Source organism: Trichocoleus sp. FACHB-40 (genome assembly GCF_014695915.1).
Classification (GTDB): domain Bacteria; phylum Cyanobacteriota; class Cyanobacteriia; order Cyanobacteriales; family FACHB-T130; genus Funiculus; species Funiculus sociatus.
Window position 1 is genome coordinate 1 of the sequence record NZ_JACJPF010000108.1, and the last position, 26,608, is coordinate 26,608.

Sequence of the window (26,608 nt, forward strand, 5' to 3'; positions counted from 1 at the left end):
TCCTTTTGTTCAGGGGTCATAGCCGCTCCTCCTACGAATGCAGTTCACACTTCTGTTGACGCTCTACCTATTATCCTCTCTTGATAGTAGTTTTACAAAACCGGGATGCTCCCTCCTAGACCTCTATCCTCAAGTCATCTATCACAATCGCTACCGAAACCAAAATAATACCAACACGCAGCTAGTGTGGCTCATACTGGAATGTCCCGCTGATGGCTCAATTAAAGGTTTATGTCTCAACTTCTTTCAAGCTGTTGATGACATTTTAGGAACGTCATATTACCAAAATTATGCTAACAATGGTCGCAAAACAGTCAATGAATTGATGCCCTACGTGGCTCTTGCTGCTTCAAATGTCCATCTTGGAGTACTGGTGATCGATGAAATCCAAAGATTGACTAAATTAAATGTCGGTGGTTACGAAAAAATTCTCGACTTCTTCGTTCAACTGATTAATACTATCGGTCTTTCTGTAGTTCTAGTAGGAACTTACAAAGCTTGGTCGGTTTTAGGGAGTGAATTTCGTCAAATCCGTCGAGGTACGGGGCAGGGAGATTTTATCTGGGATCGAATGGAGGAGGATGACGACTGGGAGATATTCACTGATGCACTTTGGCAATATCAGTATATACTCAAACCTTGCCAACGAACTCCTGAGTTGAGTCATGCTCTCTACTACGAATGTCAAGGAATTACTGACTTTGCGATCAAAGTTTTCATGTTGGCGCAGACACGAGCTATTTCGACTGGTAAGGAGAAACTGACAGTAGGAATTATCAAGTCAGTGGCTAAAGATTGTCTACGCACGGCGAGGGAAGTTCTAGATGCCCTGAAAGCAGGAAACATGGACAAGCTTAGAAACTGTGAAGATGTCCGTCCAATTAATATTGACGAATTCATAGAAGAAGAGCAGCAGCAACTATCACTAGATGATTTACCCACTCCTTCCTCAGAAACTATTGAAAGGTTAGTTAATTACAAAATAGAGCAACAGGAGCAAGTCCAACAGCAAAACTCTGATTTTTTTAAGCAAGAGTCGATAGCAGGTCAGACAAATGTTTTCAATGATTCTCCCAGAAAGACTAGGAAGGATTCAAATAAACATCCCAAAAACTCAGAAGGGGAAAAAAACTTGATTAATATTCTTTCAGATGGGAAACGATCTAGCATTACAGCTTATGAAGCTCTCCTAGAGGCTGGTTACATTCAACCCATCAATGAACACTTTTTGGAGATTATGGCTTAATGATTTCATGTTTTCCTGACCCTTATCCAGATGAACTGCTCTACAGTATTTGTGCGCGATACTCCGAGCGAATGCAGTATCCAGATAAGCAATCTGTAGTTAAAGAACTGTTTGGGAATAAGCGTATTGCGGCAGGAGTAGAACTACCAGGGTACCTGAATGATTTGGTTACGGCTTTACCACCAGGAGGTTACTACACAGTTGACCGCTTGATTGATAACCATACACTGCTACCTTTTTACAGTCCGTTCTTTCCGCGAGAGCTAATCAGCTTAATTCGGGAGGAGATGAGAGGAAGTAACCAGCAATTTAGTTATGGACACTTGGGACTCTTAGCAGGTCATATACAAATGTTTACTTATCTACGATTCTGCCCTCTATGCGTCCAAGAAGATAAGAAACAATTTGGTGAATGCTACTGGCATCGCTTACATCAAGTGTCAGGTGTCGAGCTTTGTCCAACACATCAAGTTGCAGTAATGAACAGCGGAGTGTTAAGACGAAACAATAGCAATAGATACAACTTTATTTTTGCTGAACCAGAAATGTTGAATGTTAAGAAAGCCTCGATAAAAATAGCCCAAAATCTGTTATATTTTGGGCTATAAATCTAAGTATATCTGTTGATAATGATTATAAATTCATTTCCGAAGGTTGTCAAAGGTGTCCTGAGAGGACTACCAAAAAATGATTATCCAGTGTTAAACAGTCGTCTGTTCTTTGAGTGTTGGCTATCTTATGCCCTGGATAACAGCTTAACGAGTATGCGGGATTTATTTAAAAGATTAAACAATACAGGGTTTGAAGTAGATATTTCTACATTTTCTAAGGCGAGTTCTCACCGGAGCCAGAAACCTTTTCAAGAAAATTATCAGAAATTGAATAAGTTAGTGCAGAAGAAACCCCATAAAAAAATACATGGTGAATATGCTATTTGTCCAATTGATTCAACGATTATTACTTTAACAAGTAAATTGTTGTGGTTTCTGGGTCATAATCAGGTTAAACTTTTTAGTTCTCTGAATTTATCTACAGGGAGCCTTGAAGATAACTTCATCAATTTTGGGCATAAGCATGATTATAATTTCGGTGCAAAAATAATGTCTAGCTTACCAACAAATGCTGTTGGCATAATGGATAGGGGATTTGCGGGATTAAAATTCATTCAAGACTTAGTACAAGAAAAAAAAATACTTTGTTTTGCGGATAAAAAACAATTGGAAACTAGAATTTCACGAGTCAAATGAATTAGTGAAAATTGGTGCATCTAACAATGCTCAAGCATATAGAGTGATTAGTTTTTGTGATCGGGAAACCCGAAGTGAATTCCGTTTAGTAACTAATTTACCAGCAGCAGGGGATGCAGCAGTTAGTGATGATGACATTAGGGATATTTATCGATTACGTTGGGGAGTTGAATTATTATGGAAGTTTTTAAAGATGCACTTAAAACTTGACAAATTAATTACTAAAAACGTCAATGGTATTACTATACAAATTTACGTTAGTTTGATAGCTTATCTAATTTTACAGCTTTTATGTATTCCCGAACAATGGGGTCATACACTATTAGATAAATTTCGCTATTTACAATGTTGTATGTGTCAAAAAATCAGTTATGTCCATTGGTTTGAGGAGATGATGTTATGTTGACTAATTTAGGCTTTTTAGACTTAGTGCAACTAACTATGTAAAGTTTTGTATCAGCATTCAACATTTCTGCTGCTGAACAATCAATAAGTGAAATTAAACCATATCCATTGGATCTATCAGGGAGAGACCATGAAAATCTTCTCAAGATTTCTCGTGATGCTGATTGGCTTTTGAGGCAGCAAAACTTGTCTTTAAGTAATGATTATTTACATAATTTTTATGTTAAAAATTTGTATGAGCGTGGTCTTTCTACATTCAGAGGTAAGGTCTTCCACGATGAACTGATAGAAGCCTTTAAGTGCCACTACTCTCCTACAATTTTAAAACTGCTTCAATGTGAGTTTAACGAACAGAGCAGTAATCATTGGCTTTTAGATCTATTTCGTAGAAAGAGCAGGATAAGGCATCCTATTCGTCATTTACTAACAATCAATTTTCTAGGATATACGGCTGAAGAGGTTTTGAAACTTCCTACTAAATTCAAACCTTTTGGAGATGGACCTTGGCCCTGCCTTAATCGGGTGTGTCAACACTTCAAACAGCCAGTGATTAAAGAATGTCAGCTCACACCCAATCACAAAAAACGCAGTGAGCCTGTCGGTACATTCGAGTGTATCTGCGGTTTCACATACTCTCAAAAAAGCCCAGATGCTAGTGCTGAAGACAAATTGCAGAAGTCAAGATATACAAGAATTTATGGGCCACTTTGGAAGTTGACTTTGATAAGGTTATGGGATGATGAGACAATTAGTCTCAATCAAATAGCAAGACAGCTTGGAGTTCGTCCGATTACTCTCCAACGTCAAGCAGCTTTGCTGGAACTAACATTTCCAAGAGTTGGTTCTGAAAAATCGACCCAATTAACTCCTAATCTTCTTTATTATCGTTCAAATTCAAATCCTGAAACGAAAAAACTCAATCTTTTGGAGAAGCATCAGAAGAATTTCCTAGAAGTTAGGCAACAGCATCCCTTATTATCACGATCAAAACTCATAGAAATATGCTCATCTACTTATCTTTGGCTTCAAAGGAATTGTCCTGATTGGTTAGAAACTCATCTGCCACCTCCTGCAAGTAAAAAAGGAAAAAAGTTGCCGTCATCAGAAGTGGATTGGGAAAAGCGTGACATTGAACTGGCGGCAGAAGTAAAGGCTGCGGCAGTACATATTAGAAGCAATCTTGCATCCCCTATACGTGTAACGGTGTCACAGATTGGTAGAGACACAGGTAAATATCGCTCATTGCGAACTCAGATTGATAGGCTTCCGTTAACAGCAAAAGTTTTAGCTGAAATGGTTGAAACACACGAAGAATTTGCTGTTCGTAAAATTGAGTGGGCAGCAAAAGGCTTCCTGGAAAAGAATATATGTCCAACGCAGTGGCAGTTGCAGCGCCGAGCTAAGCTGTCTTCACAATCACGGCTTATAGCAGTACAACAGGTCAAAGAAGCAATTGATGCAGCTCTTGAATCTTTAGTTTCAAGAGCTGCTGTTAGTGATGCAGAAAAATCATCAGTCAATGATTCTAGAAATTTACATGAAGTGTGAGGATGATTGTTTTTTTCCCCGAACCTTATCCTGACGAACTGTTTTACAGCATCTGTGCCCGATACGCTGATCAAGTTCAGTATCCAAGTAATAAGTCAGTGGTTCAAGACTTGTTTGGAAGTATAACAGCCTCTGCCATAGTTGACTTGCCTTCTCGCCTGAATATTTTAATAGACGCCTTACCAAGAGGGCATGGTTACGCAGTTAAGCAGCTAATTGATAACCATACATTATTACCCTTTTACAGCCCATTCCTGCCATCGGATCGAGTCAGTTGTTTGCGGCAAGACATGGAAGGCGACAACGGACTTCTGGCTCAGATGCGCTCTGGGATTACAGGTAGCTGCATTTGTTTACCGGAATGGTTGCGGTTCTGTCCTCTATGTAGCGAGGAAGATCAGAAACAATTTGACGGTGGTCGCTACTGGCATCGCCTCCACCAAGTACCGGGTGTAGAAGTTTGCCCAATCCATCACGTCTTTTTAGAAAACAGCAAGGTACGGGCACAGGCTAAAAGAAGCCGTTACGAACTGATCTCTGCCAACCAAGCGATAGAGAAAACATCCCCACGCCTACTAAATCCATCTGACCCCTGCCACAACGTTCTTTTGAGGATTGCCCAAGATGCGGCTTGGCTATTGAAGCAGCGCGAATTAGTTCCAGGTCTTGAATTCATACGCGCTCGCTACCTCTGGTTACTAACTGAGCCTAACCTGGCAAGTCGAGAGGGAAAAGTTCGTGTCAGTGCCTTGCTGAAGGCATTTAAAAGTTATTATTCCTATGACTTATTAAAAAGGTTACAGTGTGTCCCCAACGAGCAAGACAAAAATAATTGGTTATTTCGTCTGGTGCGCTCACCTAAACAGGCACGACATCCTCTTTACCATCTGCTGCTAATCCAGTTTCTAGGATACACAGCCGAGGAATTTTTCCAACTTCCTGACTCTCCTGGTGACGCTTTCCAGCCCTTCGGCTCAAAACCCTGGCCCTGCCTCAATCCAGTTTGTCAACAGTTCCAACAGCTATCCATACAGGAATGTCAAGTTACTTACGACAAGCAACACAGTCGAATCACAGGTACTTTTAGCTGTACCTGTGGTTTTACTTACTCCCGACTGGGTTCTGATTCTTCAGCAGAAGACCGATTTCGGATTGGCAAAGTGAAGTCTTACGGGCAAGTATGGGAACGGACTTTAAAGAATTTTTGGGAGAATCCAACAGTCAGTGTCGAGGAGATTGCCAAGCACTTGAGGGTTGATTACCAAACTGTTAAACGTCAAGCACTTCGATTAGGGCTTTCTTTTCCTCGACCAGGGCCAACCGCTAGAGTAGCGAAAATCAATGGAGAGTTATTGAGTGATACTCAAAACGGTCAGGTAACTCAACCAAGCAAGTTAGAAAGCTACCGAATGGCATGGCTTGAAGCGGTTAAAGAAAATCCTCATATAGGACGGACTGCGTTGGAGCGGATGTTTCAGCGCATCCACGCTTGGTTATATGTGCATGACAAAAAATGGCTTAAAGCTCATCTGCCACCTTGCAAGACAAGAGTCGTGTTTTCTCCTCAAGTGGACTGGAAGAAACGAGATCACGAACTCGCCACTGCGGCCAAGTTCTCAGCCCAAGGTCTCAAAACCTCTCCAGGACGCCCTGTGAAACTAACAAAAACGGCAATTGCTAGCGATTTGGGACAACTCAAACTGATTGAACAGCAAAAAGACAAGCTGCCGCGAACAACAAAGGCTTTAGAAGAGTTGGCTGAGACTCGCGAAGAGTTTGCAGTTCGCCGGATTCAATGGGCTAGCAAGTGTTTCCGGCAAGAGAACGTGTATCCAACACGTTGGCAGTTATTGCGTCAAGCTGGCATCCGGCCTGACTTGGCAGAAGTGCCGCAGGTGAAAGAGGCAATCACAGTTGCATTGAAATCTTTAGACGCATCCGCAAATCACAACTGCTTAGTGTGAATGGGTTTTGCGGATTCAGATTCAATAGATAAGCCCTACATTAACCTACGAGAAAATAAGTGTTTTCAGGCATTCAACGAGAAAAAAATCAAAACTGGCGTGATAGGTATAAAAGGAGGAAATCAATTTAAGGAGAGGAAAATTGAGTATTAATGGTTAAGAATACTAATTTATGGAGTCCTAATCTAACCAGCCCACAAACTGCCATAATTCCCTGACTATATAGGTGACGAGCCAGAGGGAATCTATTACTGGCCAGTCGAAATAGTTTCACAGGATATATCATGTGTTGAACAGCAGTTCGGCGGGACGACAATTATTTATTCTCCTGTTAGTTTCACCAAGAGCAATAATCCGAATTTTATTTTTTTCAATTTTTGCCTGTTTCCCTATATGCCTTTTTTCTGCTAATACTACCAATACTAAAAACTGCTTATAATTAATTCCAATTATTAGTTTTTATTTGTGAGGATGTGATTCGACTCTTGCCAAATAACTGGAGATTGTCGATGCACCTAGTTTTTTCTATTTATTTTGATTATTCCACAATATTTATAATAAGGATAAGACTTTTAGACCCGTTATATCCAACCAGTGGAATCAATTTACTATGTGACAGTTAAGAACTTTATTGTTTGCCTCCCAGCATGGACAAAAGAGCAAGGGGTTTCACTTAAGAACTTTATTTTTCAAGCTGGAACGACAGAGTAAGAGATTCAGGCGTCACCAGTAAAGAACTTTATTGTCTGTGTACAATCGCTAAAATTTGAAATTGCACAAAATTCCCTTTTCGTCAATAGATTGGAATGAAATTTAGGTAAGGTTTGAAGTAAGCGATCGCGTCTTTTTTCCTCTACTAAGTCGGCAGATATTATATAATACCGTTGTTCACTTGAACAACGGTAGTCTTGTATGGCCTTCGGTAGCGTAAATCATCTGAGTTTGACGGTTAGCAGCCTTGAAAAATCAGAGCCTTTCTATGACTCTGTTTTGAGATTCATGGGCTATCAACAGGTGGAGAAAACTGATGCTTTTACTATGTGGTGGTTAGAAAATGCTGGAGCAATTTTGATTTACTCAGCTAATCCTAACTCTGATAATAAAATTCACGATCGCTACTCGCCTGGATTGCACCATCTTGCCTTTAACGCCGACAGTCGCGAACAGGTAGACAATCTTTATAAATTGCTGGTAGAAATGGGTGCTACCATACTCGACTCGCCAGCGGAATATAACCAATATGCGCCTGGTTACTACGCCGTTTTCTTCGCAGATCCAGATGGAATTAAATTGGAATTAGTTCATATGCCTAATATTCCATAGGTAGCGATCGCTTTCTTTTTCTTCCCGTGCTACCCTACAATTAGCGAGAGCGAGAGGCAACCGATGACTGCCCTTATCCTAAATTTAAGCCCCGCCATTGAGTTAACAGATGAGCAGTTCTTCCAACTGTGTATCAATAACCAAGATTTGCGTCTTGAGCGCACGGCTGAAGGAGAATTAATTATCATGCCACCGACGGGGTGGGGAACTGGAAACCGGAATAGCAGAGTGACGCAGCGTTTAGGCAATTGGGCTGATGCTGATGGTACAGGGTTGGCTTTTGACTCTTCAACAGGTTACAAGCTTCCCAATGGTGCAAATCGTTCTCCTGATGCTTCCTGGGTGAGTCGGGAACGATTAGAAGCCCTGAACCCAGATCCGGCAACATTTCTCCCAATGGCTCCCGATTTTGCTGTAGAATTGCGCTCTGCTACTGACAGCTTAAAGACAGCACAACAAAAAATGCAGGAATATATTGACAACGGTGTGCGTTTGGGCTGGCTAATCGATCCTCAAAATCAACGAGTGGCAATTTATCGTCCAGGGCAAGATGTCGAAGTTCTGCAATCTCCAACTAGCTTGTCAGGTGAGGATGTTTTACCAGGATTTGTGCTGGATTTGACGCAGATTTTGAATTAAGAGATCGCTCTTTTTTTATGTCTTTTAACTTGACAAATTTTAGTTTTGCCGCATTTCCTTGGCAGTGATGCCGGAAGCGGTGTTATTGGCGTATTGTATGTATTGCTCGATGTAGAAATCTGCGGTGTGTTTGATGCTTTGCACTAAGTCGCGATCGCTCATCACATCCCACCATTTCTGAAGCCGCACACATTCAGCCGGGAAGACAAAACCGCGATAGTGTTCCAGTACACTCCAACGCTCAAACCAAGGATAAAAGGCGATATCGACAAGGGCGAGGGATTCTCCTAACCAATACGAACCGCTTGACATTTTGCCAATTCCTTCATTCTCCATAAACAGCAGATGATTGCGTAACATTTCTGCTGATTCCTGTTGTTTTTCTGGTTCCTGGTTTAACAGTAATTTGTAGAAAGTAGGAACGAATTTGACATTAGCAAAATCAATCCAGATACGTGCGATCGCTCTTTGTCCCGGTTGGCTTGGCATTAATGGCGGTTCGGGGAATACCTCATCTAGATACTCGTTGATGATAGTGGATTCCCAGACGCGATCGCTACCGTATTTAATTACTGGAACTTTGCCATAAGGCGAGATATCTGCAAACCACTCCGGCTTATTCTGCAAATCAATCTCAGTTAGTTTAAACTCTACACCTTTCTCAAGCAGCGCCAACCGCGTCCGATGGGCATAGGGACACACGCTTGCGCTATAGATTTCTACTTTAGTCATGACTTTATCCTTTGCTAGTTATAGCTTGATTGTCACCTGTAAAGGCTGAGTTTGTGGGGAGGATGCGATCGCACATCTGTCATATAGTCAGACCATTGTGCCAGAATTGATGCCAACCACCATCGCGATCACGTCAATGTTATGCTTGTCGGAACAACTCTCCGGAATCACTACAAAATTATCAAACAGCTAGGAAGTGGCGGGTTTGGAGACGCTTACCTGGCTGAAGATAGGGATTTACCTGGTAATCCTCAGTGTGTCGTCAAGCATTTCAAGCCGAAAAACCCTCATCCAGCAGTTTTGCCCATTGCTAGACGCTTATTCGATGATGAAGTAAAAGTTCTGTACCAATTAGGCAACCACGATCAAATTCCCCAACTTTTTGCCCACTTTGAAGAAAATAGAGAATTCTATTTAGTTCAAGAATTCGTTGATGGGCATGATTTGACCAAAGAACTCACTCCTGGCAAGAAGTTGAGTGAGAATGAGGTTGTTAAACTGTTGCAGGGGGTTCTAGAAATTTTGGCGTTTGTCCATCAGGGGAATATCATTCACCGCGATATAAACCCCAAAAATTTAATGCGTCGCCGCAAAGATGACAAGATTGTGCTGATCGACTTCGGGGCAGTCAAGAAAATCAGAACTTTGGTAATTAATACCCAAGGTCAGGTGACTCCGACCATTGCTATTGGCACTCCTGGCTATATGCCGAGTGAACAAGCAAAGGGCAAGCCAAGACTATGCAGCGATGTCTATGCGGTGGGGATGATTGGTATTCAAGCCCTTACAGGATTAACACCTGACCAACTACCAGATGATCCCAATGGTGAAGCCATCTGGCGGAATCAGGCAAACGTGAGCGACAAGCTAGCCAAAGTTTTAGAAAAAATGGTACGTTACAATTTCCAGCAGCGCTATCAATCAGCAGGTGAGGCATTGGAAGCTCTCATGCCCTCTAAATCTAAATCTATACTTTGGGGAGTTTTAATTGGGGTAGGCGGACTAGGAATAGGAGTAGTTGCCACTATTGCATTACTCAATCGCCCTCAATCTCCACCACAACAATCCCCAACAACTTCAATCCTGCCACCAGTAACCAGTTCTCCTGTATCAACACCAACACCATCTTCATCACAAATCCCATCTGTATCGCCACAGACTATAAACTTGGCAATCCAGCCTCGATTTGATGTTGCTGATAGTTTTTCCGATGGGCTAGCACGAGTGAGGGTTGACGGCAAGTGGGGCTATATTGATAAAAGCGGTGACATAGTGATTCAGCCGCAATTTGATGAAGCTGAGCCTTTTTTTGAAGGACTAGCTGTAGTGTGGATTTCAGGTCAGAACCGGGGCTACATAGACAAGACCGGACGCTTCGCGATCCAGCCGCAATTTATTAAAAATGCTGCTAAAAAGTTTTCCGAAGGGCTGGCTCGAGTATGGGTAGTTAGCACTTTTGGCTATATAGACAAGACTGGGAGCTTTGTGATCGAGCGGAAATTTGCTCATGCTGATAACTTTTCCGAAGGACTAGCGCGAGTCCAGATTGGCGGCAAGTGGGGCTATATAGACAAAAACGGCAACGTTGTAATCCAGCCACAATTTGATTTCGCTGCTAACTTTTCCGAAGGACTGGCAGTGGTAGGAACGCAGGAAAAGGCAGACGGCTATATCGACAAAAGTGGTAATTTCGTAATCCAACGGCAATTTGCGGGTGCTGTTAACTTTTCCGAAGGGCTAGCATTGGTAAAAGTTGGCGATAAGTGGGGCTACATTAACCAAAGTGGTAATATTGTAGTACAGCCCCAATTTACGAGTGCTGGTAACTTTTCCGAAGGGCTAGCATTGGTAAAAGTTGGCGATAAGTGGGGCTACATTAACCAAAGTGGTAATATTGTAGTACAGCCGCAATTTGCGGGTGCTGGTAACTTTTCCGAAGGGCTAGCAGTGGTGAAAGTTGGCGATAAGTGGGGCTACATTAACCAAAGTGGTAATGTTGTAATACAATCGCAATTTACTGAGGCTTATCAATTTTCCGAAGGGCTAGCCGTGGTAAAAGTTGGGGACAAGTATGGTTATATTCGCGATACTTTAGAGTAAGTGGTTACTTGTCCATAGTTGTAGGGAATTGCCTGTGTAATTTCTGTTTGCGTTAATACTAAGAGAAGTTTTTGAGCTAAGCCATAATCAGGAAATCTTTACCAATAAAGAAACGACTTAAAGAAGCGATGACAGCAGGTTCTTAACTTTTAGGAACTCCATCAAGATGCAATCTATAGTAGTGGACTCTGACGAAATTGAGTGCGTTTTAAAACTGCCAATCTTCCTCGAAAAATAGAATTTCTACATTTAGCAGATATAGCAAGTGTTCAGCAGGTTCTTCTATCAAAAGTGAGTACAATTCGCTCTTCACTAACAGCCAGATTCAAAACTTCTGCATCTTCTAATCCTTGTGAGTCTGCGCTTCCAGATGCGACATCATAACCAGCTTCTCGCAAACGCCTAATACTATTACCAGGGAAGTTCTCATTTGCCAAAAACCGCATCAAACCGCCTCGGATGCGAGTGGAAGAATATACAAGGATTCTTCACGCATACACTCAGCAGCAAAGGCAAACACTGCTCGTAGTGACTCAGGAGTTAGCGAAGGGTAATTTTCCAATACTTGTTGTTCTGTCCATCCTACAGCAAATAACCCAAGCAAGAACTCTACTGACAGCCGAGTTCCTTTCACAACTGGCTTACCTAGCAGGATTTTGGAGTCAGAATGAATGTATTCTCGCCAGTCCATGTTTACTTAAACTTTATGGTAAACTCTGCTTTTGATTTTAACTTTTGTCCAGTGCTAATTTATTTGTCACCTTGGCAGAATATTGCCCTCGGTGTCTTGGTGCTTGGAATAGAGGAGGAGTGCGATCGCTCTTTCTCCCCGTTCGCTTGGCATTAATGGCGGTTCGGGGAATACTTCATCTAGATACTCGTTGATGATAGTGGATTCCCAGACGCGATCGCTACCGTTGCTGGTTACGGCTTGATTTTTACTATGAGTCACTGACTTAAGCCTGAACTTCGTAGGCTCGATTTCGTGTGACGAACCCAGCTAAACCCTTTGAAATGTTGGGTAACGCTTAGTCGCATGGAACGAACCTACAAATCCTCGCATTTCTCTTCATGTCAATGCCATTCATCTATAAACGCTCATGCCTACAAACGGCTTAATACTCAGCATAAGTGGTTTCTTTTATCTATAAATATTCAGTAAAGATTGCTCATATAAAAATGAAGATTTAGTAAAGATACCCATTTTATTGAAAGTAGTTTCGCTTTATTAAGTTTGCTCTATATTTATCAGCTTTCGCTAATAGCTTATAGCAGTTCTTGAAACATTCAGTCCTTTGATAGAAGTAAGAATCCGCTCTTGAGATAGAGCCGTTGGTGCGTTTGCAGAAGTTATTCTGAAAACAATTCAAGCATAAGTAGCGAATCAAACTACAACAAAGCTAAGAATTCTTTTTTGAAAGAAAGCGCGTCACACCGACAGACTTTCAAAGTTTTAATTTATCTACATTTTTTTGGGAGTTTATCAACAACTATGGCTAATCAAAATGACCGCCAAACTTATAACCGTGAAGTTCGTCAGGATTCTTACAATGACGCTAACGGTCATACTCACACCAACGTAACGCGAACAGAAGAAACGGTTAATAATGGCGTTGTTAAGTCTAACTCTGACTCCTACCGGGATGGTTACGTTAACGGTCGAGTCTCCGAGCGCAGCTACCAAGAAGAGAATTTAGCTGTTCGGGATAACAACAATGCCGCGAGTGGCTTAGTAATTGGCTTGCTCCTGACTTCGCTGGTCGGCTTAGCCGCTGGTACTTGGTTCTTTTTAAACCAAGGGAATGAGGCACCCGCTCCGGTTATCCCAAATATTGTGGTTCCTAGACAACCAGATGCCAAGCCAGCTCCTGAAGCGAAGCAAGCTCCTGAAGCGAAGCAAGCTCCTAAACAAGAAACCACAATTATTGAAAGAACTAGGGATGTTCTGGTTCCAGTTCCTCAAAAGCAAGCTCCGGCACCTCAACCACCAGCACCAGCACCAGACATCAACATTACTGTTCCCAGTTCTCAGCCAAAACAGCCTGCGGCTCAAGAAGCACCCTCTACGGAAACTGCTCCCACACAGTCCGAAAGTGAGAGCGATCGCACTCCAGCTCAAGACGAATCAACTGAAACAGAAACAGGTACAACATCCAGCAGCAGCCCACAAAACGCTGGTGCCGATAGTACAGATAGTTCTGGTCAGTAACAGCCATAAAAAAGCTGCGATCGTCCCACTTCCATTAACAGTTTGAAGGAAATAGCCTCAAAGCCATTCGCTTTGAGGCTATTTCCTATGCCTAAAATACGCACTTAAAGAATGACAATCAGCTTTACTGCCCACCCCTCACATAGTTGATGAAGCTGCGGGAGAATTTTACTGGTGGGTTATTTCTGCCGAGCTGGTCTAGTTCCGACGTGAAGTAAGCTGCTGTTGAGTGCAAGCACTTTTATAGAAAGCTTGAAACCAATACTTCTACCTGGTTGTGTGACAATTCGTTGCGACCATCAACAATTTGACAAATAGGCAAATAAATATGTATTTAATACACGCAGCCGGCGGAAACCAGCTAAAATCTTAATCTAAATTTTTTCACAGAAGTCTATGAATAACTCCTCTAACTTCGCAATGCCAAACACTGGGGAATGGAAGTTTTTGTTGAGCTGGATTGCTTTATCTACTATAGGTAGTTTGCTTGGGATTGTTGCTGGCTTTTTTGTAACACTTTTGACTGGAGGTTTTACCGCCAATGGATTTCCCCTTGGCTGGACTGTTGTATGGGCTATTTTGGGATTCTTTCAATGGTTGTTGCTGAAGGGGCGAATTAAGAGAGCAAGTTTGTGGATTGCAGCGTCTGCTATAGGCGGAGCTGTAGCTTTGCCAGTATGTGTGCTAGCAAGTTACCCTATATCTACAAACGCACTATCTCATTTTTTTAATGACTTTCTATCATTTGGTATAAGTAGTTGGTATGACCTTTTTAACCTATTTAAGATAGGCGCAATAAATGAAGCAATTGTTGGAACTGCACAATGGTTGTTGCTGAAGCGGCAGATTTCGAGAGCGGGTTGGTGGATTCCAATTTCTGCTTTAGGCGGGGCAATGATTCTACCTCCTATTAGTGCTGCGATTAAAGGTTTAGCTTTGGTTTTGATGTTTCGGCAGACAACATCAAAACCAAATAGCTATATTGAACAATGACCAATAATTCGCTAACCCACAGTCTTGGTTACGCTACTCCAACTAACTTAGCGCTCAAATCCCACAGCTTTTGAGCTTTGTTATCATCGCTGGCTTCGTCAGAAACCTCTTGCACAAAAGACTGACGACCTGGTTTCTGGCGATTTCCCCAACTCCAATACATCCCGGATTCCTTGTATTCAGGATCGGCAACAATTGCCCCAACCCTTTCCCCCGCCAACTCCTGAGACACGTATCCCCCGGTAATGTTCTTTTGGAACAAGGGGAAGATTTTCCGAAATAGAGGATAGTGGTTGCGGAATAGGGGCGTATCTGCAACGCATCCCGGATAGAGAGAGTTAAAGGTAATGCCTGTTGCAGAGTGATAGCGCCGATGCAGTTCCCGCATAGTCAAAACATTGCACAGTTTGCTATCTTTGTAAGCTTTGCCGGGTTTAAACTTCTTGCCGTTAATCATCGCAATCGGCTCTTTAAAACCTGCTTCAAAGCCTTGGAGATTCCCTAAATCTGGAGGCGCTGGAATCGGAATCTTACCTCCTAACTCCTTCGGATTTGCCGTCACAGTTCCCAAAATCACGAGTCTGCGATCTGGATAAGAGGATTTTTTTAGATCCTCCAACATCAGGTTGCACAGCAGGAAATGACCCAGGTGATTCGTCGCCACACTCAGTTCATAACCTTCGGCGCTCCGCATAGGTTCTTTTAATAAAGGTAGATAAACTGCGGCGTTGCACACCAAAGCGTCCAAGGACTTGCCGCTGGCTCTGAAGTTATTCACGAACTGGCGAACGCTCTCCAAAGAAGCTAGGTCAATTTGCATGAGGGTGTAGCTGTCTTGGGGGATTTCCGCCGTTTCAGCAGCTTTTTTCCCCTTATCCAAATCTCGACAAGCCATCACTACGTGCCATCCCTTTTTGGCAAGCGCTTTTGCACCGTACAAACCAACCCCTGAGGAGGCACCCGTGATTACAACCGTTGGTTTACGATTCTGTTCCATTGTGTTTAGACTCCGTTGACCGCCGTTAACTGTCTCTAGGATCTAGGATTTTACACCACTGGGTCATCAGCTCTTAGTTTTCGAGGGGTATCTCGAAAAGACATCTACCGTGATTAGCATAAATACTGTAACCATCTACAAATTGAAGGGCTGGCTCTCCTTCGGCATGAAGTAAATTTTCTTCATCAAAAGATAGTTTGCAAGGGCGATCGCAGACAATACAAACTTTTTCGTATAGAAACAAAAAACCACAATTTTGAATTAGCTGTTGAACAACTTGCCATTTCTTGCTGTCATGATGCAAAGGAAACTATAATCAGGCTCACGGTAGACCTAGCCGAATCCATGCACAGAAAGTTATCAATTCTGGCAGCGCGAACTGGTAAGAAGAAAGCCGAAATCGTCAGAATGCTTTTAGATGTAGCACTGCAAGATGTAGAAGATTAATTACTGCATTACTGCAATACTGTAATAGTGCGATAAGGTTTAGATGTAGCGATCGCTGTCTCGTACTTTCAACCCTCTGTTGAACCTCTTGAACTGTGGGCACAAAAGGGAATGAGGTTTGTTGATGACGATCCCGTGCGGGAGCAACCAACTTATGACGGTAGACCAGTTGCCCATGCCTCAGGGACGATTCACACTAGAGTCAAAGCTAAGGCTGCTGGATATATCACTCAATGTTTACGGGCAGGTGTCCCTGCTGTTAGATGCCCTTTGGGATGAAGAACCCGTCCTCAGTAAATTGGGACTGCTCTTGGTGTGGGTGGGTAGATGCTCGTGTGTGAGCGATCGCAATCATTCTTAACCTTAGTGTCCTTCCCTCCATGCCTCTTATGTCACTCTACTGCTAGTAAAGATATCTAATATCTACACAAAACGCCTTTGGCAATGTGTGCAGCATCTATCTCTAGCATGATTTGCTGGTACGGGCGGAACTGAGTTGACCACAATTTTGGTGCGCCGAAATCTCGTATTTAACGCCTGAAGGCATCTGTCGGTAAAGCAGGTTGAATAGGCATTGAGAGCTATAGCCAGCATATAAAAAGGTGCTTCTCTCCACCGGGAGTTGCCAAATCTGGCAGCTTTAATTAAAGAAATCTATCTATAAATACAAAAACTCTATCGATAAACCGGAGTTTATGTCTTGTCTTCGGCGTTTGACTGTGGCATCCTGTTGAAATAACCGTATTCCGACCGACAAACCGTAGATTAAGTTAACTACTGCTCCAACATGATTTGAGCGAAACGAGTGGGGCAGCAAATTCAATGCAGGAATAGAGCCGTATGCATATCAAACTATTGTCTTTAAAGAGTATTGCTTTTTCGCTGGTAGTTGTTTCCTTAACCTTTACCAGCGCTTGTGGTAACACCTCTGCAAATACTTCAGATGGTTCTTCTGGCAAAAGAGTGATTCGGATTGCAATAGGAACCCAAGATCAGACCATTAACACTGTGACAGGTGGTGCAGTCATCCGAGAAGAAAAGCTACTGGAGAAGTATCTGCCAAAAACAGGTAAATACCAAAATGTTGAGTACAAAATTGAGTGGTCTAGCTCTACATCAGCTCCACCAATTACCAACAAAATGTTGGCAAATCAAATTGATATCGGCAACATGGCGGACTTTCCGGCAACGATTAACCTGACGACATTTCAGAAGAAAGGCAATGGCGTCAAAACTGTTTTGATCTCATCTCTTGCCTACAGCCCGATTGGAGCCGGAAATGCGGTTGTTGTTCCCACCGATACACCTTACAAAAAACTAGCAGACTTGAAGGGGAAAACCATTTCAGTTCCTTTCGGTACGTCAGCGCATGGGATGCTGCTGCGGGCGCTGAAGAATGAAGGCATTGATGCACAGAAAGACGTGACGTTAGTGAGTCAATCGCCAGAAGTAGGCGGCAGCAGCCTGAGGAGCCGTCAGATCGATGCTCATGCGGATTTTGTGCCCTATGGTGAGTTGTTTCCCTTTAGAGGCTTTGCTCGCAAGATTTACGATGGTGCACAAACGGCAACTCCAACCTTTCATGGAGTTGTAGTGCGCTCGGACTTTGCGAAAGAAAATCCCGAAATTGTGGTGGCTTATCTAAGGGCAATGTTGGAGGCGAATCAGCGTTTCCGGGAACAACCAGAAGCCCTTAGTGCAAAGTTAGAGAAATGGACAGGGGTTGAGAAAGAAATCTTTTATATGTTCCTCGGTCCATCGGGTATTCAAAAGCTCGATCCGAGAATTCAACCCTACCAAATTACTGCGCTCAAAAATAGCGTAACGACGTTGAAGCAGATTGGAAAATTAGATGCCAGCGTGAAGCCAGATGACGTTGTAAGTTGGACGGATGACAGCTACTTGAAACAAGCTCTCAAAGAGAGCAACATTAGCGAACAAGATGTAGCACAGTTTGCAGATAATTTGATTCGTGGCAATGATGCACTCACTCAAGAATCGATTCAAGATTCAAAACTAGCAGCGCAGATTTGGGTAGAAGGAGAAGATAAAGTCCTCAGTTTTGCCTCAATCAAGAATATGCTGACAAAGCTGCAACAGCTTAAGTCTGAGGGCAAGACAGCGGCTGTAGCCTTCGTACACGATCGCGACAAAGGTTGGAAGTTATTCGCCCAAAATTCGTTCTATGTTCGGAATGGCGACCAGGTATCTGCGTTCTTACTAGAAAAAGATGCACAAACATTTGCTGGTAAAGCTGGAGCAAAGGTTGCAAGCTTCCAGGAGTTGCAACAGCTTTATGCCAAAAATACGCAGTCAAAGGATTTAGCGGTTGCGCGATGAATGAAGGGGAGCGATCGCAACGATAGAACTATGTTGATTCAAATGAGAGGTTTGTAATGGCTGTATCTCCAAAATCAGCACGAAAGACAAAAGGAGAGAAGTACAGTGTACTGAGTAGCAAATTTTTGCAGCAGCGCTCCTTGTCAAAATTAGCGCTTATAAGTCTGGCACTGCTCAAAAGTCGCAATTTAAAGCGAGCCATTTCCATTGTTTTATTCTTTGGGATCTGGCAGCTTTTGTGCGTCACTCAATTCAATTTCTTCATCAATTTTACCTTTTTACCCTCTCCAGTTGAAGTTTGGAATGCAACGGTTGAATTCTTTTCTGGCAATGCGGCTGTGCATATTACTGCCAGTCTTCAACGAGTTTTGCTGGGATTTGGAATTGCGGCTATTCTGGCCGTTAGCTTGGGCATCATGATTGGCTGGTTTCGGCAAATTGAAGATTTGCTTTTCATTCCGTTGGAGTTGCTCAGACCAATTCCCGCCGTCGCCTGGATACCGCTGGCAATTCTCATGTTTCCCAATGCAGAGTCAGGGATGGTATACATCACATTTCTAGGCGCATTCTTCCCAATTTTGATCAGCACAATTCGGGGAGTAGAAAGTACCGATATAGTGCTGCTGCGAGTAGGGCAGTGTTTGGGGGCTAAACAGTGGCACATTTTTAAGGATATTGTGGTGCCAGGAGCGATGCCCAACATTGCCAGCGGTTTGGTTATTGGTATGGGAAATGCCTGGTTTTGTTTGGTAACAGCTGAAATTCTGGCGGGTCGGTTTGGGGTGGGTTATCTAACCTGGGAGTCTTATGTTACATCAAATTATCCACCGATCGTGATGGGAATGCTGCTGATTGGTTTGATGGGTTTGGTGAGCACACTGATTGTCGATCTCTTGACGAAGTTGCTCATGCCTTGGCGAGTAATGAAAAAGCAGAGCATCTAGTTTTATCAATGAAATGAAGATTGAAATTGCCTATTTTTGGAGGTTTAAAGGTTGTGGCAACCCTAGCAGAAAAGGATGTTAGCGCCTTGATGAAAGGGTCAGTTGAGGTTGAAGATTTATCTGTTGTCTTTAAGCGACGAGACCAGTATGGGCCTTTGCTAGTTCTAGAATCAACGAGCTTTAAGATTAATTCTGGTGAGTTTGTCTGCTTATTGGGACCATCGGGCTGTGGCAAGTCAACAATTCTAAACTTGATTGCTGGTTTTCTGAAGCCAACGAAGGGACGGGTATTGGTAGACGGGCAACTCGTCGAAAAACCCGGAGCTGATCGGGGATTTGTATTTCAGCAATACTCGCTCTTACCTTGGAAAACCACCTTTGAGAACGTAGAATTTGGTTTGAAAATTCGGGGTATTTCCAGAGTAGAGCGGACTGAATTGGTCAATGATTACTTAAACCGAGTTGGGCTGTATAAGTATCGTCATTCTTATCCCCATCAGCTATCAGGAGGAATGCAACAACGTGCAAGCATTGTGCGAGCGCTTGTAAATTCGCCCTCAGTATTATTGATGGATGAACCGTTTGCAGCATTGGATGCACAAACTCGGCACATGATGCAGGAATTGTTGCTGAACATTTGGAGTGATTTGAAATCCACCGTTATTTTTGTTACCCACGATATTGAAGAAGCCATCTTTTTGAGCGATCGCATTCTGGTTATGGGTGTTCGTCCGGGGCGTATCAAAGAAACCGTTGTGGTCAATCTCGATCGACCCCGCCATATAGATACGATGCTTTCACCGGATTTTGTAAATCTTAATCGGCAAGTCTTTGAATTGATTCGCGAAGAAACTCTTAAGAGTATGGAGTTGGGTTGATTGAAGCAAACCGTATTTGTACTGCTCGTACAAGTGTGTTGCTTTCGATAGCTGCTTGGCGTGTCCTTTGTTGTCCCTTTTACCAACTGCTTAAGTTCTGAGATTGATGCAGAAATTCTGTTTGAATCCAGCGATCGAGGTTAATTGTCTCTAGTCCTTCATTTCCGGGAACTAGACGCAGTTGGGCAATGTGTTGAGTAATCCAGTCGGGACGAATCATCATCTCGCAGAAAAAGCGCCCAGGTTGATTCTGGTGGTAGACACTGCTGAGAATTTGGGAGACGATTTCGGCATCCAAGTTAGTCCACTGGCTGATTAGAGAGAGGGCAGAAGGAGTAATGGCATACCAGTATTGGGCGGCGCTTAAGGCTTTCAGGTAAGCGATTACAACTTCTGGATACTGTTGTGCTAACTCTGCACTCACTACCACACCATGAAAAGCCGGTAACATATTCAAATTGTCACCTGGCAAATAACGAAACTTGCCTTGACGATAAGCAATATCGTGAAAGGGAGCAAAGTGGGCATACCCATCTGCTTGAATTGAATAGCCAAAGGGCTGAGTAATGTTGGGATTCTCTAGGGAAGCAAGCCTAACCTCGTTAAGTAAGTTCGCAGAATTAAGCGATCGCATTACCATCCCATGTGCAGAAGAACTGAAGGGAACCGCAATTACACCTCCTCGCAAGTCTTCAATGCTTTGCAGATTGGACTTATTTGGTACAATCACAGCATTACAGGAACCATCAGGATTCGTCGAAATAAAACTAACGAGGCGCGTTTGTCGAGTTTCACTACCGGAATTATTTTGCTGTAATGCACTCAGTAACAAGGGATAATCCCCTAAAACGCCAATATCTAATTGTCCGGAGTGTAACCCTTGAATAATCGGTGCTCCTGTTAAAAAATCGCACCAGTGGATGCGATACTGGGTGGAACTGTATCGCCCTTCTCTGGGTAAGAAGTGTTCCAGTAAGCCTAAGCGCTGAATCACTAAGCCTGCCGTTACCATTGGAATCGTGCTGTTTTGAATACCGATCGCTAAATCGATTGTCTCAGGACGTTGTAGGGGGTTGGAACGGATAATTAGGCTAGGCGATCGCAAACGCACTGGGGTTGCATGAGGGCGAATAGAGGCTGGCTCTTGCTCTTGACGGTTCTCAACAAGAGCAATAAACTTTTGCATCGGGTTTGAGTTGCGCGATCGCCGATTTTGCGATGATGAGTGTGCGATCGCGCTTTGTGCGCTACCGGAGGCGATCGCTGATTGACTTAATCGTTTGGGTAACAATAGAAACACATTACCGGATAAGGCAAATTCTTGCAGGGGAATTGCAACGAGCATTCCCGATTGACATTCAGATTTAAATTCAAAGTTAGAAGCAAATCCTAAATAATGCCCCTGCATCATATAGGTTCGCATCAAACTCAGAGTATCAACGGTTTCAACTTGAGAAAATTCCTCAAGGCTCATTCCTAATTCAGTTATCCGAGATTCAAAGACTAAACGACTAGGAGAGCCAGTATTTAGCATCACCCATCGCTCCTTTTGCAACTCCTTCAAGCTCAACCAGCTGTGTTTCGCTACAGGATGATTCGCCGCAACGACTAAAGAATAGTGAATTGGAGCAATTGGGGTTGCTGAAATTTCAGAAAATTCTGCAAAACTAATATTTGAGATTCCTAAATCAATCTGACTGCTGGTAATGGCTCGATATAGAAATTCAGCCGAATCAAATACGACACACTGAGCCTGAATCCCAGGATACTGCTGACGGTACTGGAAAAGAATGTCAGGTAGCCATCCATTGGCGATCGCGGCTGTGCAGCCGATTTTAAGATTGCCAGATTTCCCTTTTTTTATTTCTTCAACTTTAGCAATCAGTTGATTTTCAACTTCAATCAGTCTTGGGCTTTCCTCAAATAAAAATTGCCCCACCTCTGTTAACTGAATCTTACGCCCTAGACGATAAAAGAGGTCAGTTCCTAACTCAGATTCCAAAGATTTTATTTTGGCACTAACCGCAGGCTGAGTAAGATTTAGAGCATCAGCGGCTTCAGTAAAACTGAGATGCCTAGCTACCTCCAGAAATACTTTAACTTGATAAACCTCCACGTTCTCTAACCCCCCCGGATTGAAATTTTTATTTTACAGCTTAATGAATGAATAAAGCTAATTTATAAAATCATAAAAAACGCGAATGAGTAGATGGTATTTTTGGTTACAAAAAAGCTTGTAACTTTTAATTCTCTTCTCTAATATAAAAAAAGGTAAAAAAGCGGACTTAGTGAATTTATTCGTACAAAGTTATAAAAGTTTTTGCTAACTGAAGAGGAGTCACGAGTGGATACTCAATGGATGAAGACCGATGTTCTTGTCATCGGTGGTGGTACTGCTGGAACAATGGCAGCCATTAAGGCAAAACAGGCAAATCCTGACGGAGAAGTGCTGATTTTAGAAAAAGCGAATATCCGCCGTAGTGGAGCGATCGCAATGGGTATGGATGGGGTCAATACAGCCGTCATTCCTGGTAATTCTACCCCAGAGCAATATGTTCGCGAAATTACGATTTCCAACGATGGCATTCTCAATCAAAAAGCCGTCTATCAAACTGGAAAATTAGGTTTTGAAGTCATTCAAGAACTGGAAAGCTGGGGCGTCAAGTTCCAAAAAGACATTCACGGCGATTACGACCTGAAGCAAGTGCATCGCGTGGGCAAATATGTGCTACCGATGCCCGAAGGAAAAGACCTAAAACAAATTTTGACCCGACAGGTAAAGCGCCACAAAGCCAAAGTCACGAATCGGGTGATGGCAACTCGTGTTCTAGTCAAGGACGGACGTGCTATTGGAGCAGTAGGGTTTGACGTGCGAAACGGCGATTTTGTCGTGATTCAGGCAAAAGCAGTCGTTCTGTGTACAGGAGCCTGCGGTCGCTTAGGTTTACCTGCTTCTGGCTATCTCTACGGTACCTACGAAAACCCCACAAATGCCGGCGATGGCTACTCAATGGCGTATCACGCAGGCGCAGAACTCACGAATATTGAGTGTTTTCAAATTAACCCTCTGATGAAGGACTATAACGGCCCTGCGTGTGCCTATGTAGCGAGTCCGTTTGGCGCTTACACCGCCAATGCAGAAGGACACCGCTTTATTAGTTGCGACTACTGGAGCGGTCAGATGATGCTGGAAATCTGGAAGGAGTTGAACTCTGGTAAAGGTCCGGTTCAACTGAAGATGACTCACTTAGATGAAGACACCATTTCAGAAATTGAGTCAATTCTATGGTCAAATGAACGACCCAGCCGAGAGCGATTTCATGAAGGAAGAGGCGAAAATTACCGCACGAATGGCGTGGAGATGAATATCTCTGAGATTGGTTTGTGTAGCGGTCACAGTGCTTCCGGAGTCTGGGTGAACGAGAAGGCGGAGACGACGGTGCCGGGGTTGTATGCCGCAGGCGACATGGCAAGTGTTCCCCACAACTACATGATTGGAGCGTTTGTATTTGGTCGGTTGGCGGGTACGAATGCCGTGGATTATATCGAAGGTTTAGAGCATATTGAACCCGATCCTGATGTTTTAGAGGCGGAAAAACAACGGATTTATGCGCCGTTGAACAACCCGAATGGAGTGCCACATACGCAGGTAGAGTACAAATTACGGCGATTGGTCAATGACTATCTACAGCCCCCCAAAGTAGACCACAAAATGGAAATTGGGCTGAGAAACTTTGTTCGCTATCACGAAACCCTAGAGATGATGGGAGCACGCGACCCCCATGAACTGATGCGCTGCATGGAGGTTCACTTTATCCGCGATTGTGCTGAGATGGCAGCACGCGCCTCGCTGTATCGTCGGGAAAGCCGTTGGGGACTATACCATTACCGCGTGGATTATCCCGACAAGAACAATGAAGAATGGTTCTGCCACGTCAATCTCAAGAAAGACGAATCAGGCGAAATGGCTTTGTTCAAGCGTCCAGTTGAGCCGTATGTGGTGGACGTTGATATTGAACGAGAAGTTTATGACGTGGCGGTGCGCTAAGTCGGTCAATTTGTAGCAAACAGAGGAAGAGTTATGGCTTTAGCTATGCAACGGGTGGATGTACCCGTGATCGTTGATGAATCGAAATGCTTAGAAAAGTGTACCGCTTGCATTGAAGTGTGTCCGCTGGATGTGTTAGCGAAGAACCCAGAAACGGGCAAAGCCTATATGAAGTATGACGAGTGCTGGTTTTGCTTGCCTTGTGAGAAGGAATGTCCCACCAACGCAATTACGGTTCAAATTCCCTTTTTGTTGCGATAGAGGAGTGAAGATGTCTGTAGATACTGAATTGAACCAATGGTTGGAAATGCTGCGATCGCCCGACGAAAGCGATCGCCTAGTTGCCATCAAAATGCTGCAACATTTGGGTGATGAAGATGCTCTGGAACCCTTGATTGCAGCCTTACAAGATGAGAGTATGACTGTGCAAAAGCTAGCAGTGACTGCACTGTGGGAGTTAGCTAATCCCAAGGCGGTTCCGGCTTTAGTGGAATGTCTGGCTTCAAATGATGAGGAGATTCGGGAAGAAGCGCTATCCGCCTTGGGCGAATTAGTCACCTCCGATCACCTGTTGCTGCTGCTGGATGCCTTGCATCGAGATGACGTGAATATGCAACTGAATGTGTTAATTCTGTTGCGGAAGATTCACCATGCTCAGTCTTTGCCCTATGTGCTGCCGTTCTTTGAGTCGGAAAATGCTCAGTTACGGGAAGCGGCAGTGACAACGCTACGCTATCTCAATCAAGTGGAACGCTGTCAAGAAGCGATCGCCTTAATGTCTGACCCCGATGAGAATGTGCGGCGTTCTGCTGCCCTGACGTTAGGACATTTAATAGATGCAGAAGTGGTTCCCAGTCTCTGTCAAGCACTCACTGATGATGCAGATTGGCAGGTGCGACGCAATGCGGCAAAATCGTTGGCACTCCACGCCGATGTTGCGGCAGTTCCGGCTTTAGAAACGGCTTTGGCAGATGAGCATTGGCAGGTGCGGAAGTTTACGCTTCAGGCTTTGCAGAAAACACCTGCCGATCAAACCTTACCTGCGTTAGTGAAAGCGTTGGCAGATGAGTATTCTGATGTGCGTCGAGATGCAGCGATCGCACTCGGTATCCTAAAGAACCCAACTGCCCTGAATGCACTCCAGCAATCCCTGGACGATCCCGACAAAGATGTGTGTATTTACGCACAACGAGCAATTCAGACGATCCAGAATTTCACACCAGAGATATCCAATGCCTAGCCATCAATCTCCCTTTCGGCAAACTCGTTCAATAGAGGAAATTGCCACTCCTGATCCAGTAAATGAATCTCGGCAACGAGAAGTTGTCCAGTGTCTTAAGCAAGTGATTGAACCCATCCTCGAAAACGACATCGTTAGCTTAGGGATGGTACGAAATCTGCGGGTTGTGGATGACTATATTTATCTACGTCTTTATGTTGGTAAACATCAGCATCAGTTGCAAACAGACATTCAATCGGCACTTTCGCCCATAACTTGGTGTAAGAAAACTTATATTCAACTCTGCACCATTCCTGGTGTGAGAACAACGTTGGCAATTTCCAGTGGCAAAGGAGGTGTAGGCAAATCAACAACATCTGTTAATTTAGCCGCCGCTTTGAGTTTGCAGGGGGCGAAGGTAGGTTTACTTGATGCGGATGTATATGGCCCCAACGTCCCCCAAATGCTGGGATTGGGACAAGCAGATATCAAAGTTATTGATACACCCGACGGTCAAAAGTTTCTTCCCCTAGAAGCCCACGGTATCAAAGTCATGTCAGTAGGACTGCTGGCAGAACCCGATCATCCCCTAGCTTGGCGAGGGCCTGTCTTACACAAAATTGTGACTCAGTTTATTCAGGAGGTGGAATGGGGAGACTTGGATTACTTGCTGATTGATTTGCCTCCTGGCACAGGCGATGCTCAAATTACGATTGTGCAAGAAAGTCCGATTTGTGGCGTAATTTTAGTGACGACTCCCCAACAAGTTGCGGTTTCGGATGTTCGCCGCAGTGTCCATATGTTTCGTCGTGTCGGCATTCCCGTGCTTGGCATTATCGAAAATATGAGCTATTTAATCTGTGGTCATTGTGGCGATCGCACTCCGATTTTTGGGAGTGGTGGAGGGCAGCAGCTATCGACAGAACTCCATGCCCCTTTACTGGGACAGGTTCCGATTGACCCTAGTATTTGTATGGGTGGGGATACGGGAACGCCTTTGACTCTAGCGCATCCAGGTTCCACAGTCGGGCAGGTATTTGTACAAATAGCTGAGGCGATCGAGACGACTTTTCGCCCCTCTGAAGTTCTAACTTGCTAATTTTTTGAATGCATTTAGTGTTGCTTTGCAGAAGCCAAAAGCTCTTTAGGCTTGAGGCATTTAACTGCTTGTAAGCTACTTACTTATTTCTGCTAGTCTGCACTCATCTTGTATATTTAACGTGAGTTCGGGATAAGGATTGAGACAAGAAAGGGGCAAACCCGATAGGCTGAAAATGCAAAAACTTCATGCCCTGTTTGCCCTCATGCTTAGTCTAGAAGAACTGTTCT

Annotated in this window: 24 protein-coding genes and 2 pseudogenes; 19 read left to right on the plus strand and 7 right to left on the minus strand. The window is 43.6% G+C overall.

The window, feature by feature from the left end; translation table 11 throughout:
* Positions 1 to 37: 37 nt before the first annotated feature.
* The 7 genes and pseudogenes from H6F63_RS26420 to H6F63_RS26450 all read left to right on the plus strand — a co-directional run bounded on the left by H6F63_RS26420 (position 38) and on the right by H6F63_RS26450 (position 8,372).
* A complete protein-coding gene (locus tag H6F63_RS26420) occupies positions 38 to 1,246 on the plus strand; it encodes an ATP-binding protein (protein WP_190640291.1) in 1,209 nt (402 codons plus the stop codon).
* Positions 1,246 to 1,854, plus strand: a complete 609-nt coding sequence (locus H6F63_RS26425) for a TniQ family protein (RefSeq protein WP_190640293.1) — start codon at positions 1,246 to 1,248, stop codon at positions 1,852 to 1,854. Before H6F63_RS26420 ends, H6F63_RS26425 begins: the two co-directional genes overlap by 1 nt.
* 21 nt (positions 1,855 to 1,875) lie before the next feature.
* Positions 1,876 to 2,899 (plus strand): annotated as a pseudogene (locus H6F63_RS26430) (IS4 family transposase).
* A 107-nt stretch (positions 2,900 to 3,006) separates the two neighbouring features.
* Positions 3,007 to 4,446 carry a TnsD family Tn7-like transposition protein gene (locus H6F63_RS26435; protein WP_190640294.1) on the plus strand — a complete coding sequence of 480 codons (1,440 nt, stop codon included), beginning with the start codon at positions 3,007 to 3,009 and terminating at the stop codon, positions 4,444 to 4,446.
* Between the two features lie 2 nt (positions 4,447 to 4,448).
* A complete protein-coding gene (locus tag H6F63_RS26440; protein ID WP_190640296.1) occupies positions 4,449 to 6,410 on the plus strand; it encodes a TnsD family Tn7-like transposition protein in 1,962 nt (653 codons plus the stop codon).
* Positions 6,411 to 7,322: 912 nt separating this feature from the next.
* Complete coding sequence (locus H6F63_RS26445) at positions 7,323 to 7,733, plus strand: VOC family protein (RefSeq protein WP_190640298.1); 411 nt, start codon at positions 7,323 to 7,325, stop codon at positions 7,731 to 7,733.
* A 63-nt stretch (positions 7,734 to 7,796) separates the two neighbouring features.
* Complete coding sequence (locus H6F63_RS26450) at positions 7,797 to 8,372, plus strand: Uma2 family endonuclease (protein ID WP_190640300.1); 576 nt, start codon at positions 7,797 to 7,799, stop codon at positions 8,370 to 8,372.
* 39 nt (positions 8,373 to 8,411) lie between these two features.
* Here the strand turns inward: H6F63_RS26450 and H6F63_RS26455 are convergent, their stop codons facing one another.
* The gene (locus H6F63_RS26455; RefSeq protein WP_190640302.1) at positions 8,412 to 9,104 is read right to left on the minus strand and encodes a glutathione S-transferase family protein; all 693 of its coding nucleotides are present in this window, start codon (positions 9,102 to 9,104) and stop codon (positions 8,412 to 8,414) included.
* 141 nt (positions 9,105 to 9,245) lie between these two features.
* Between H6F63_RS26455 and H6F63_RS26460 the strand changes: the two genes are divergently transcribed.
* Positions 9,246 to 11,204, plus strand: coding sequence for a WG repeat-containing protein (locus H6F63_RS26460; protein ID WP_190640303.1), 1,959 nt, complete (start codon positions 9,246 to 9,248; stop codon positions 11,202 to 11,204).
* Positions 11,205 to 11,473: 269 nt separating this feature from the next.
* Here H6F63_RS26460 and H6F63_RS26465 read toward each other — a convergent pair whose 3' ends face one another.
* The 3 genes from H6F63_RS26465 to H6F63_RS29565 form a co-directional block, all read right to left on the minus strand.
* Positions 11,474 to 11,650 carry a DUF5615 family PIN-like protein gene (locus tag H6F63_RS26465; protein WP_190640304.1) on the minus strand — a complete coding sequence of 59 codons (177 nt, stop codon included), beginning with the start codon at positions 11,648 to 11,650 and terminating at the stop codon, positions 11,474 to 11,476.
* Positions 11,650 to 11,895 carry a DUF433 domain-containing protein gene (locus H6F63_RS26470; protein ID WP_190640305.1) on the minus strand — a complete coding sequence of 82 codons (246 nt, stop codon included), beginning with the start codon at positions 11,893 to 11,895 and terminating at the stop codon, positions 11,650 to 11,652. The genes H6F63_RS26465 and H6F63_RS26470 overlap by 1 nt, the downstream gene beginning before the upstream one ends.
* Positions 11,896 to 11,961: 66 nt before the next feature.
* Positions 11,962 to 12,156 (minus strand): glutathione S-transferase family protein, encoded by a 195-nt coding sequence (locus H6F63_RS29565; RefSeq protein ID WP_199298300.1) that lies wholly within the window; start codon positions 12,154 to 12,156, stop codon positions 11,962 to 11,964.
* A 540-nt stretch (positions 12,157 to 12,696) separates the two neighbouring features.
* Between H6F63_RS29565 and H6F63_RS26480 the strand changes: the two genes are divergently transcribed.
* Together H6F63_RS26480 and H6F63_RS26485 are read left to right on the plus strand one after the other, a co-directional pair.
* Complete coding sequence (locus H6F63_RS26480) at positions 12,697 to 13,413, plus strand: hypothetical protein (RefSeq protein ID WP_190640306.1); 717 nt, start codon at positions 12,697 to 12,699, stop codon at positions 13,411 to 13,413.
* A 396-nt stretch (positions 13,414 to 13,809) separates the two neighbouring features.
* Entirely contained in the window at positions 13,810 to 14,406 is a 597-nt protein-coding gene (locus H6F63_RS26485) for a hypothetical protein (RefSeq protein ID WP_190640307.1), read from the plus strand.
* A 28-nt stretch (positions 14,407 to 14,434) separates the two neighbouring features.
* Here H6F63_RS26485 and H6F63_RS26490 read toward each other — a convergent pair whose 3' ends face one another.
* Positions 14,435 to 15,403, minus strand: a complete 969-nt coding sequence (locus tag H6F63_RS26490) for a protochlorophyllide reductase (RefSeq protein ID WP_190640308.1) — start codon at positions 15,401 to 15,403, stop codon at positions 14,435 to 14,437.
* Positions 15,404 to 15,476: 73 nt separating this feature from the next.
* Complete coding sequence (locus H6F63_RS31205; RefSeq protein ID WP_347276839.1) at positions 15,477 to 15,707, minus strand: DUF6745 domain-containing protein; 231 nt, start codon at positions 15,705 to 15,707, stop codon at positions 15,477 to 15,479.
* Here H6F63_RS31205 and H6F63_RS31210 point away from each other — a divergent pair.
* The 5 genes and pseudogenes from H6F63_RS31210 to H6F63_RS26510 all read left to right on the plus strand — a co-directional run.
* Positions 15,707 to 15,850 (plus strand): annotated as a pseudogene (locus tag H6F63_RS31210) (CopG family transcriptional regulator); the annotation flags it as partial. The gene H6F63_RS31205 and the pseudogene H6F63_RS31210 sit on opposite strands and share 1 nt — an antisense overlap.
* A 154-nt stretch (positions 15,851 to 16,004) precedes the next feature.
* The gene (locus tag H6F63_RS26495) at positions 16,005 to 16,211 is read left to right on the plus strand and encodes a hypothetical protein (RefSeq protein ID WP_190640309.1); all 207 of its coding nucleotides are present in this window, start codon (positions 16,005 to 16,007) and stop codon (positions 16,209 to 16,211) included.
* Positions 16,212 to 16,690: 479 nt separating this feature from the next.
* Positions 16,691 to 18,190, plus strand: coding sequence for an ABC transporter substrate-binding protein (locus H6F63_RS26500; protein ID WP_190640310.1), 1,500 nt, complete (start codon positions 16,691 to 16,693; stop codon positions 18,188 to 18,190).
* 56 nt (positions 18,191 to 18,246) lie between these two features.
* Positions 18,247 to 19,134 carry an ABC transporter permease gene (locus H6F63_RS26505; RefSeq protein ID WP_190640311.1) on the plus strand — a complete coding sequence of 296 codons (888 nt, stop codon included), beginning with the start codon at positions 18,247 to 18,249 and terminating at the stop codon, positions 19,132 to 19,134.
* Between the two features lie 89 nt (positions 19,135 to 19,223).
* Positions 19,224 to 20,012 (plus strand): ABC transporter ATP-binding protein, encoded by a 789-nt coding sequence (locus H6F63_RS26510; protein WP_190640315.1) that lies wholly within the window; start codon positions 19,224 to 19,226, stop codon positions 20,010 to 20,012.
* A gap of 79 nt (positions 20,013 to 20,091) precedes the next feature.
* Here the strand turns inward: H6F63_RS26510 and H6F63_RS31215 are convergent, their stop codons facing one another.
* The gene (locus tag H6F63_RS31215; protein WP_190640312.1) at positions 20,092 to 22,128 is read right to left on the minus strand and encodes a LysR substrate-binding domain-containing protein; all 2,037 of its coding nucleotides are present in this window, start codon (positions 22,126 to 22,128) and stop codon (positions 20,092 to 20,094) included.
* A 228-nt stretch (positions 22,129 to 22,356) separates the two neighbouring features.
* Here H6F63_RS31215 and H6F63_RS26520 point away from each other — a divergent pair, with 228 nt between their 5' ends.
* Genes H6F63_RS26520 through H6F63_RS26535 form a run of 4 tightly spaced genes read left to right on the plus strand, consistent with a single transcriptional unit; the run spans position 22,357 to position 26,378 of the window.
* A complete protein-coding gene (locus tag H6F63_RS26520; RefSeq protein ID WP_347276840.1) occupies positions 22,357 to 24,060 on the plus strand; it encodes a fumarate reductase/succinate dehydrogenase flavoprotein subunit in 1,704 nt (567 codons plus the stop codon).
* 33 nt (positions 24,061 to 24,093) lie between these two features.
* The gene (locus H6F63_RS26525) at positions 24,094 to 24,321 is read left to right on the plus strand and encodes a ferredoxin family protein (protein WP_071958132.1); all 228 of its coding nucleotides are present in this window, start codon (positions 24,094 to 24,096) and stop codon (positions 24,319 to 24,321) included.
* 10 nt (positions 24,322 to 24,331) lie between these two features.
* Positions 24,332 to 25,300 carry a HEAT repeat domain-containing protein gene (locus H6F63_RS26530; RefSeq protein WP_190640313.1) on the plus strand — a complete coding sequence of 323 codons (969 nt, stop codon included), beginning with the start codon at positions 24,332 to 24,334 and terminating at the stop codon, positions 25,298 to 25,300.
* Entirely contained in the window at positions 25,293 to 26,378 is a 1,086-nt protein-coding gene (locus H6F63_RS26535) for a P-loop NTPase (protein ID WP_190640314.1), read from the plus strand. The genes H6F63_RS26530 and H6F63_RS26535 overlap by 8 nt, the downstream gene beginning before the upstream one ends.
* Positions 26,379 to 26,608: the final 230 nt, after the last annotated feature.

What these genes read in the sequence shown, in the direction of transcription:
- H6F63_RS26420 (WP_190640291.1), top strand. Translation starts at nt 38, where the DNA reads ATGCAGTTCACACTTCTGTTGACGCTCTACCTATTATCCTCTCTTGAT.
- H6F63_RS26425 (WP_190640293.1), top strand. Translation starts at nt 1,246, where the DNA reads ATGATTTCATGTTTTCCTGACCCTTATCCAGATGAACTGCTCTACAGT.
- H6F63_RS26440 (WP_190640296.1), top strand. Translation starts at nt 4,449, where the DNA reads ATGATTGTTTTTTTCCCCGAACCTTATCCTGACGAACTGTTTTACAGC.
- H6F63_RS26445 (WP_190640298.1), top strand. Translation starts at nt 7,323, where the DNA reads ATGGCCTTCGGTAGCGTAAATCATCTGAGTTTGACGGTTAGCAGCCTT.
- H6F63_RS26450 (WP_190640300.1), top strand. Translation starts at nt 7,797, where the DNA reads ATGACTGCCCTTATCCTAAATTTAAGCCCCGCCATTGAGTTAACAGAT.
- H6F63_RS26455 (WP_190640302.1), bottom strand. Translation starts at nt 9,104, where the DNA reads ATGACTAAAGTAGAAATCTATAGCGCAAGCGTGTGTCCCTATGCCCAT.
- H6F63_RS26460 (WP_190640303.1), top strand. Translation starts at nt 9,246, where the DNA reads ATGCTTGTCGGAACAACTCTCCGGAATCACTACAAAATTATCAAACAG.
- H6F63_RS26465 (WP_190640304.1), bottom strand. Translation starts at nt 11,650, where the DNA reads ATGCGGTTTTTGGCAAATGAGAACTTCCCTGGTAATAGTATTAGGCGT.
- H6F63_RS26470 (WP_190640305.1), bottom strand. Translation starts at nt 11,895, where the DNA reads ATGGACTGGCGAGAATACATTCATTCTGACTCCAAAATCCTGCTAGGT.
- H6F63_RS26480 (WP_190640306.1), top strand. Translation starts at nt 12,697, where the DNA reads ATGGCTAATCAAAATGACCGCCAAACTTATAACCGTGAAGTTCGTCAG.
- H6F63_RS26485 (WP_190640307.1), top strand. Translation starts at nt 13,810, where the DNA reads ATGAATAACTCCTCTAACTTCGCAATGCCAAACACTGGGGAATGGAAG.
- H6F63_RS26490 (WP_190640308.1), bottom strand. Translation starts at nt 15,403, where the DNA reads ATGGAACAGAATCGTAAACCAACGGTTGTAATCACGGGTGCCTCCTCA.
- H6F63_RS26495 (WP_190640309.1), top strand. Translation starts at nt 16,005, where the DNA reads ATGACGGTAGACCAGTTGCCCATGCCTCAGGGACGATTCACACTAGAG.
- H6F63_RS26500 (WP_190640310.1), top strand. Translation starts at nt 16,691, where the DNA reads ATGCATATCAAACTATTGTCTTTAAAGAGTATTGCTTTTTCGCTGGTA.
- H6F63_RS26505 (WP_190640311.1), top strand. Translation starts at nt 18,247, where the DNA reads ATGGCTGTATCTCCAAAATCAGCACGAAAGACAAAAGGAGAGAAGTAC.
- H6F63_RS26510 (WP_190640315.1), top strand. Translation starts at nt 19,224, where the DNA reads ATGAAAGGGTCAGTTGAGGTTGAAGATTTATCTGTTGTCTTTAAGCGA.
- H6F63_RS26525 (WP_071958132.1), top strand. Translation starts at nt 24,094, where the DNA reads ATGGCTTTAGCTATGCAACGGGTGGATGTACCCGTGATCGTTGATGAA.
- H6F63_RS26530 (WP_190640313.1), top strand. Translation starts at nt 24,332, where the DNA reads ATGTCTGTAGATACTGAATTGAACCAATGGTTGGAAATGCTGCGATCG.
- H6F63_RS26535 (WP_190640314.1), top strand. Translation starts at nt 25,293, where the DNA reads ATGCCTAGCCATCAATCTCCCTTTCGGCAAACTCGTTCAATAGAGGAA.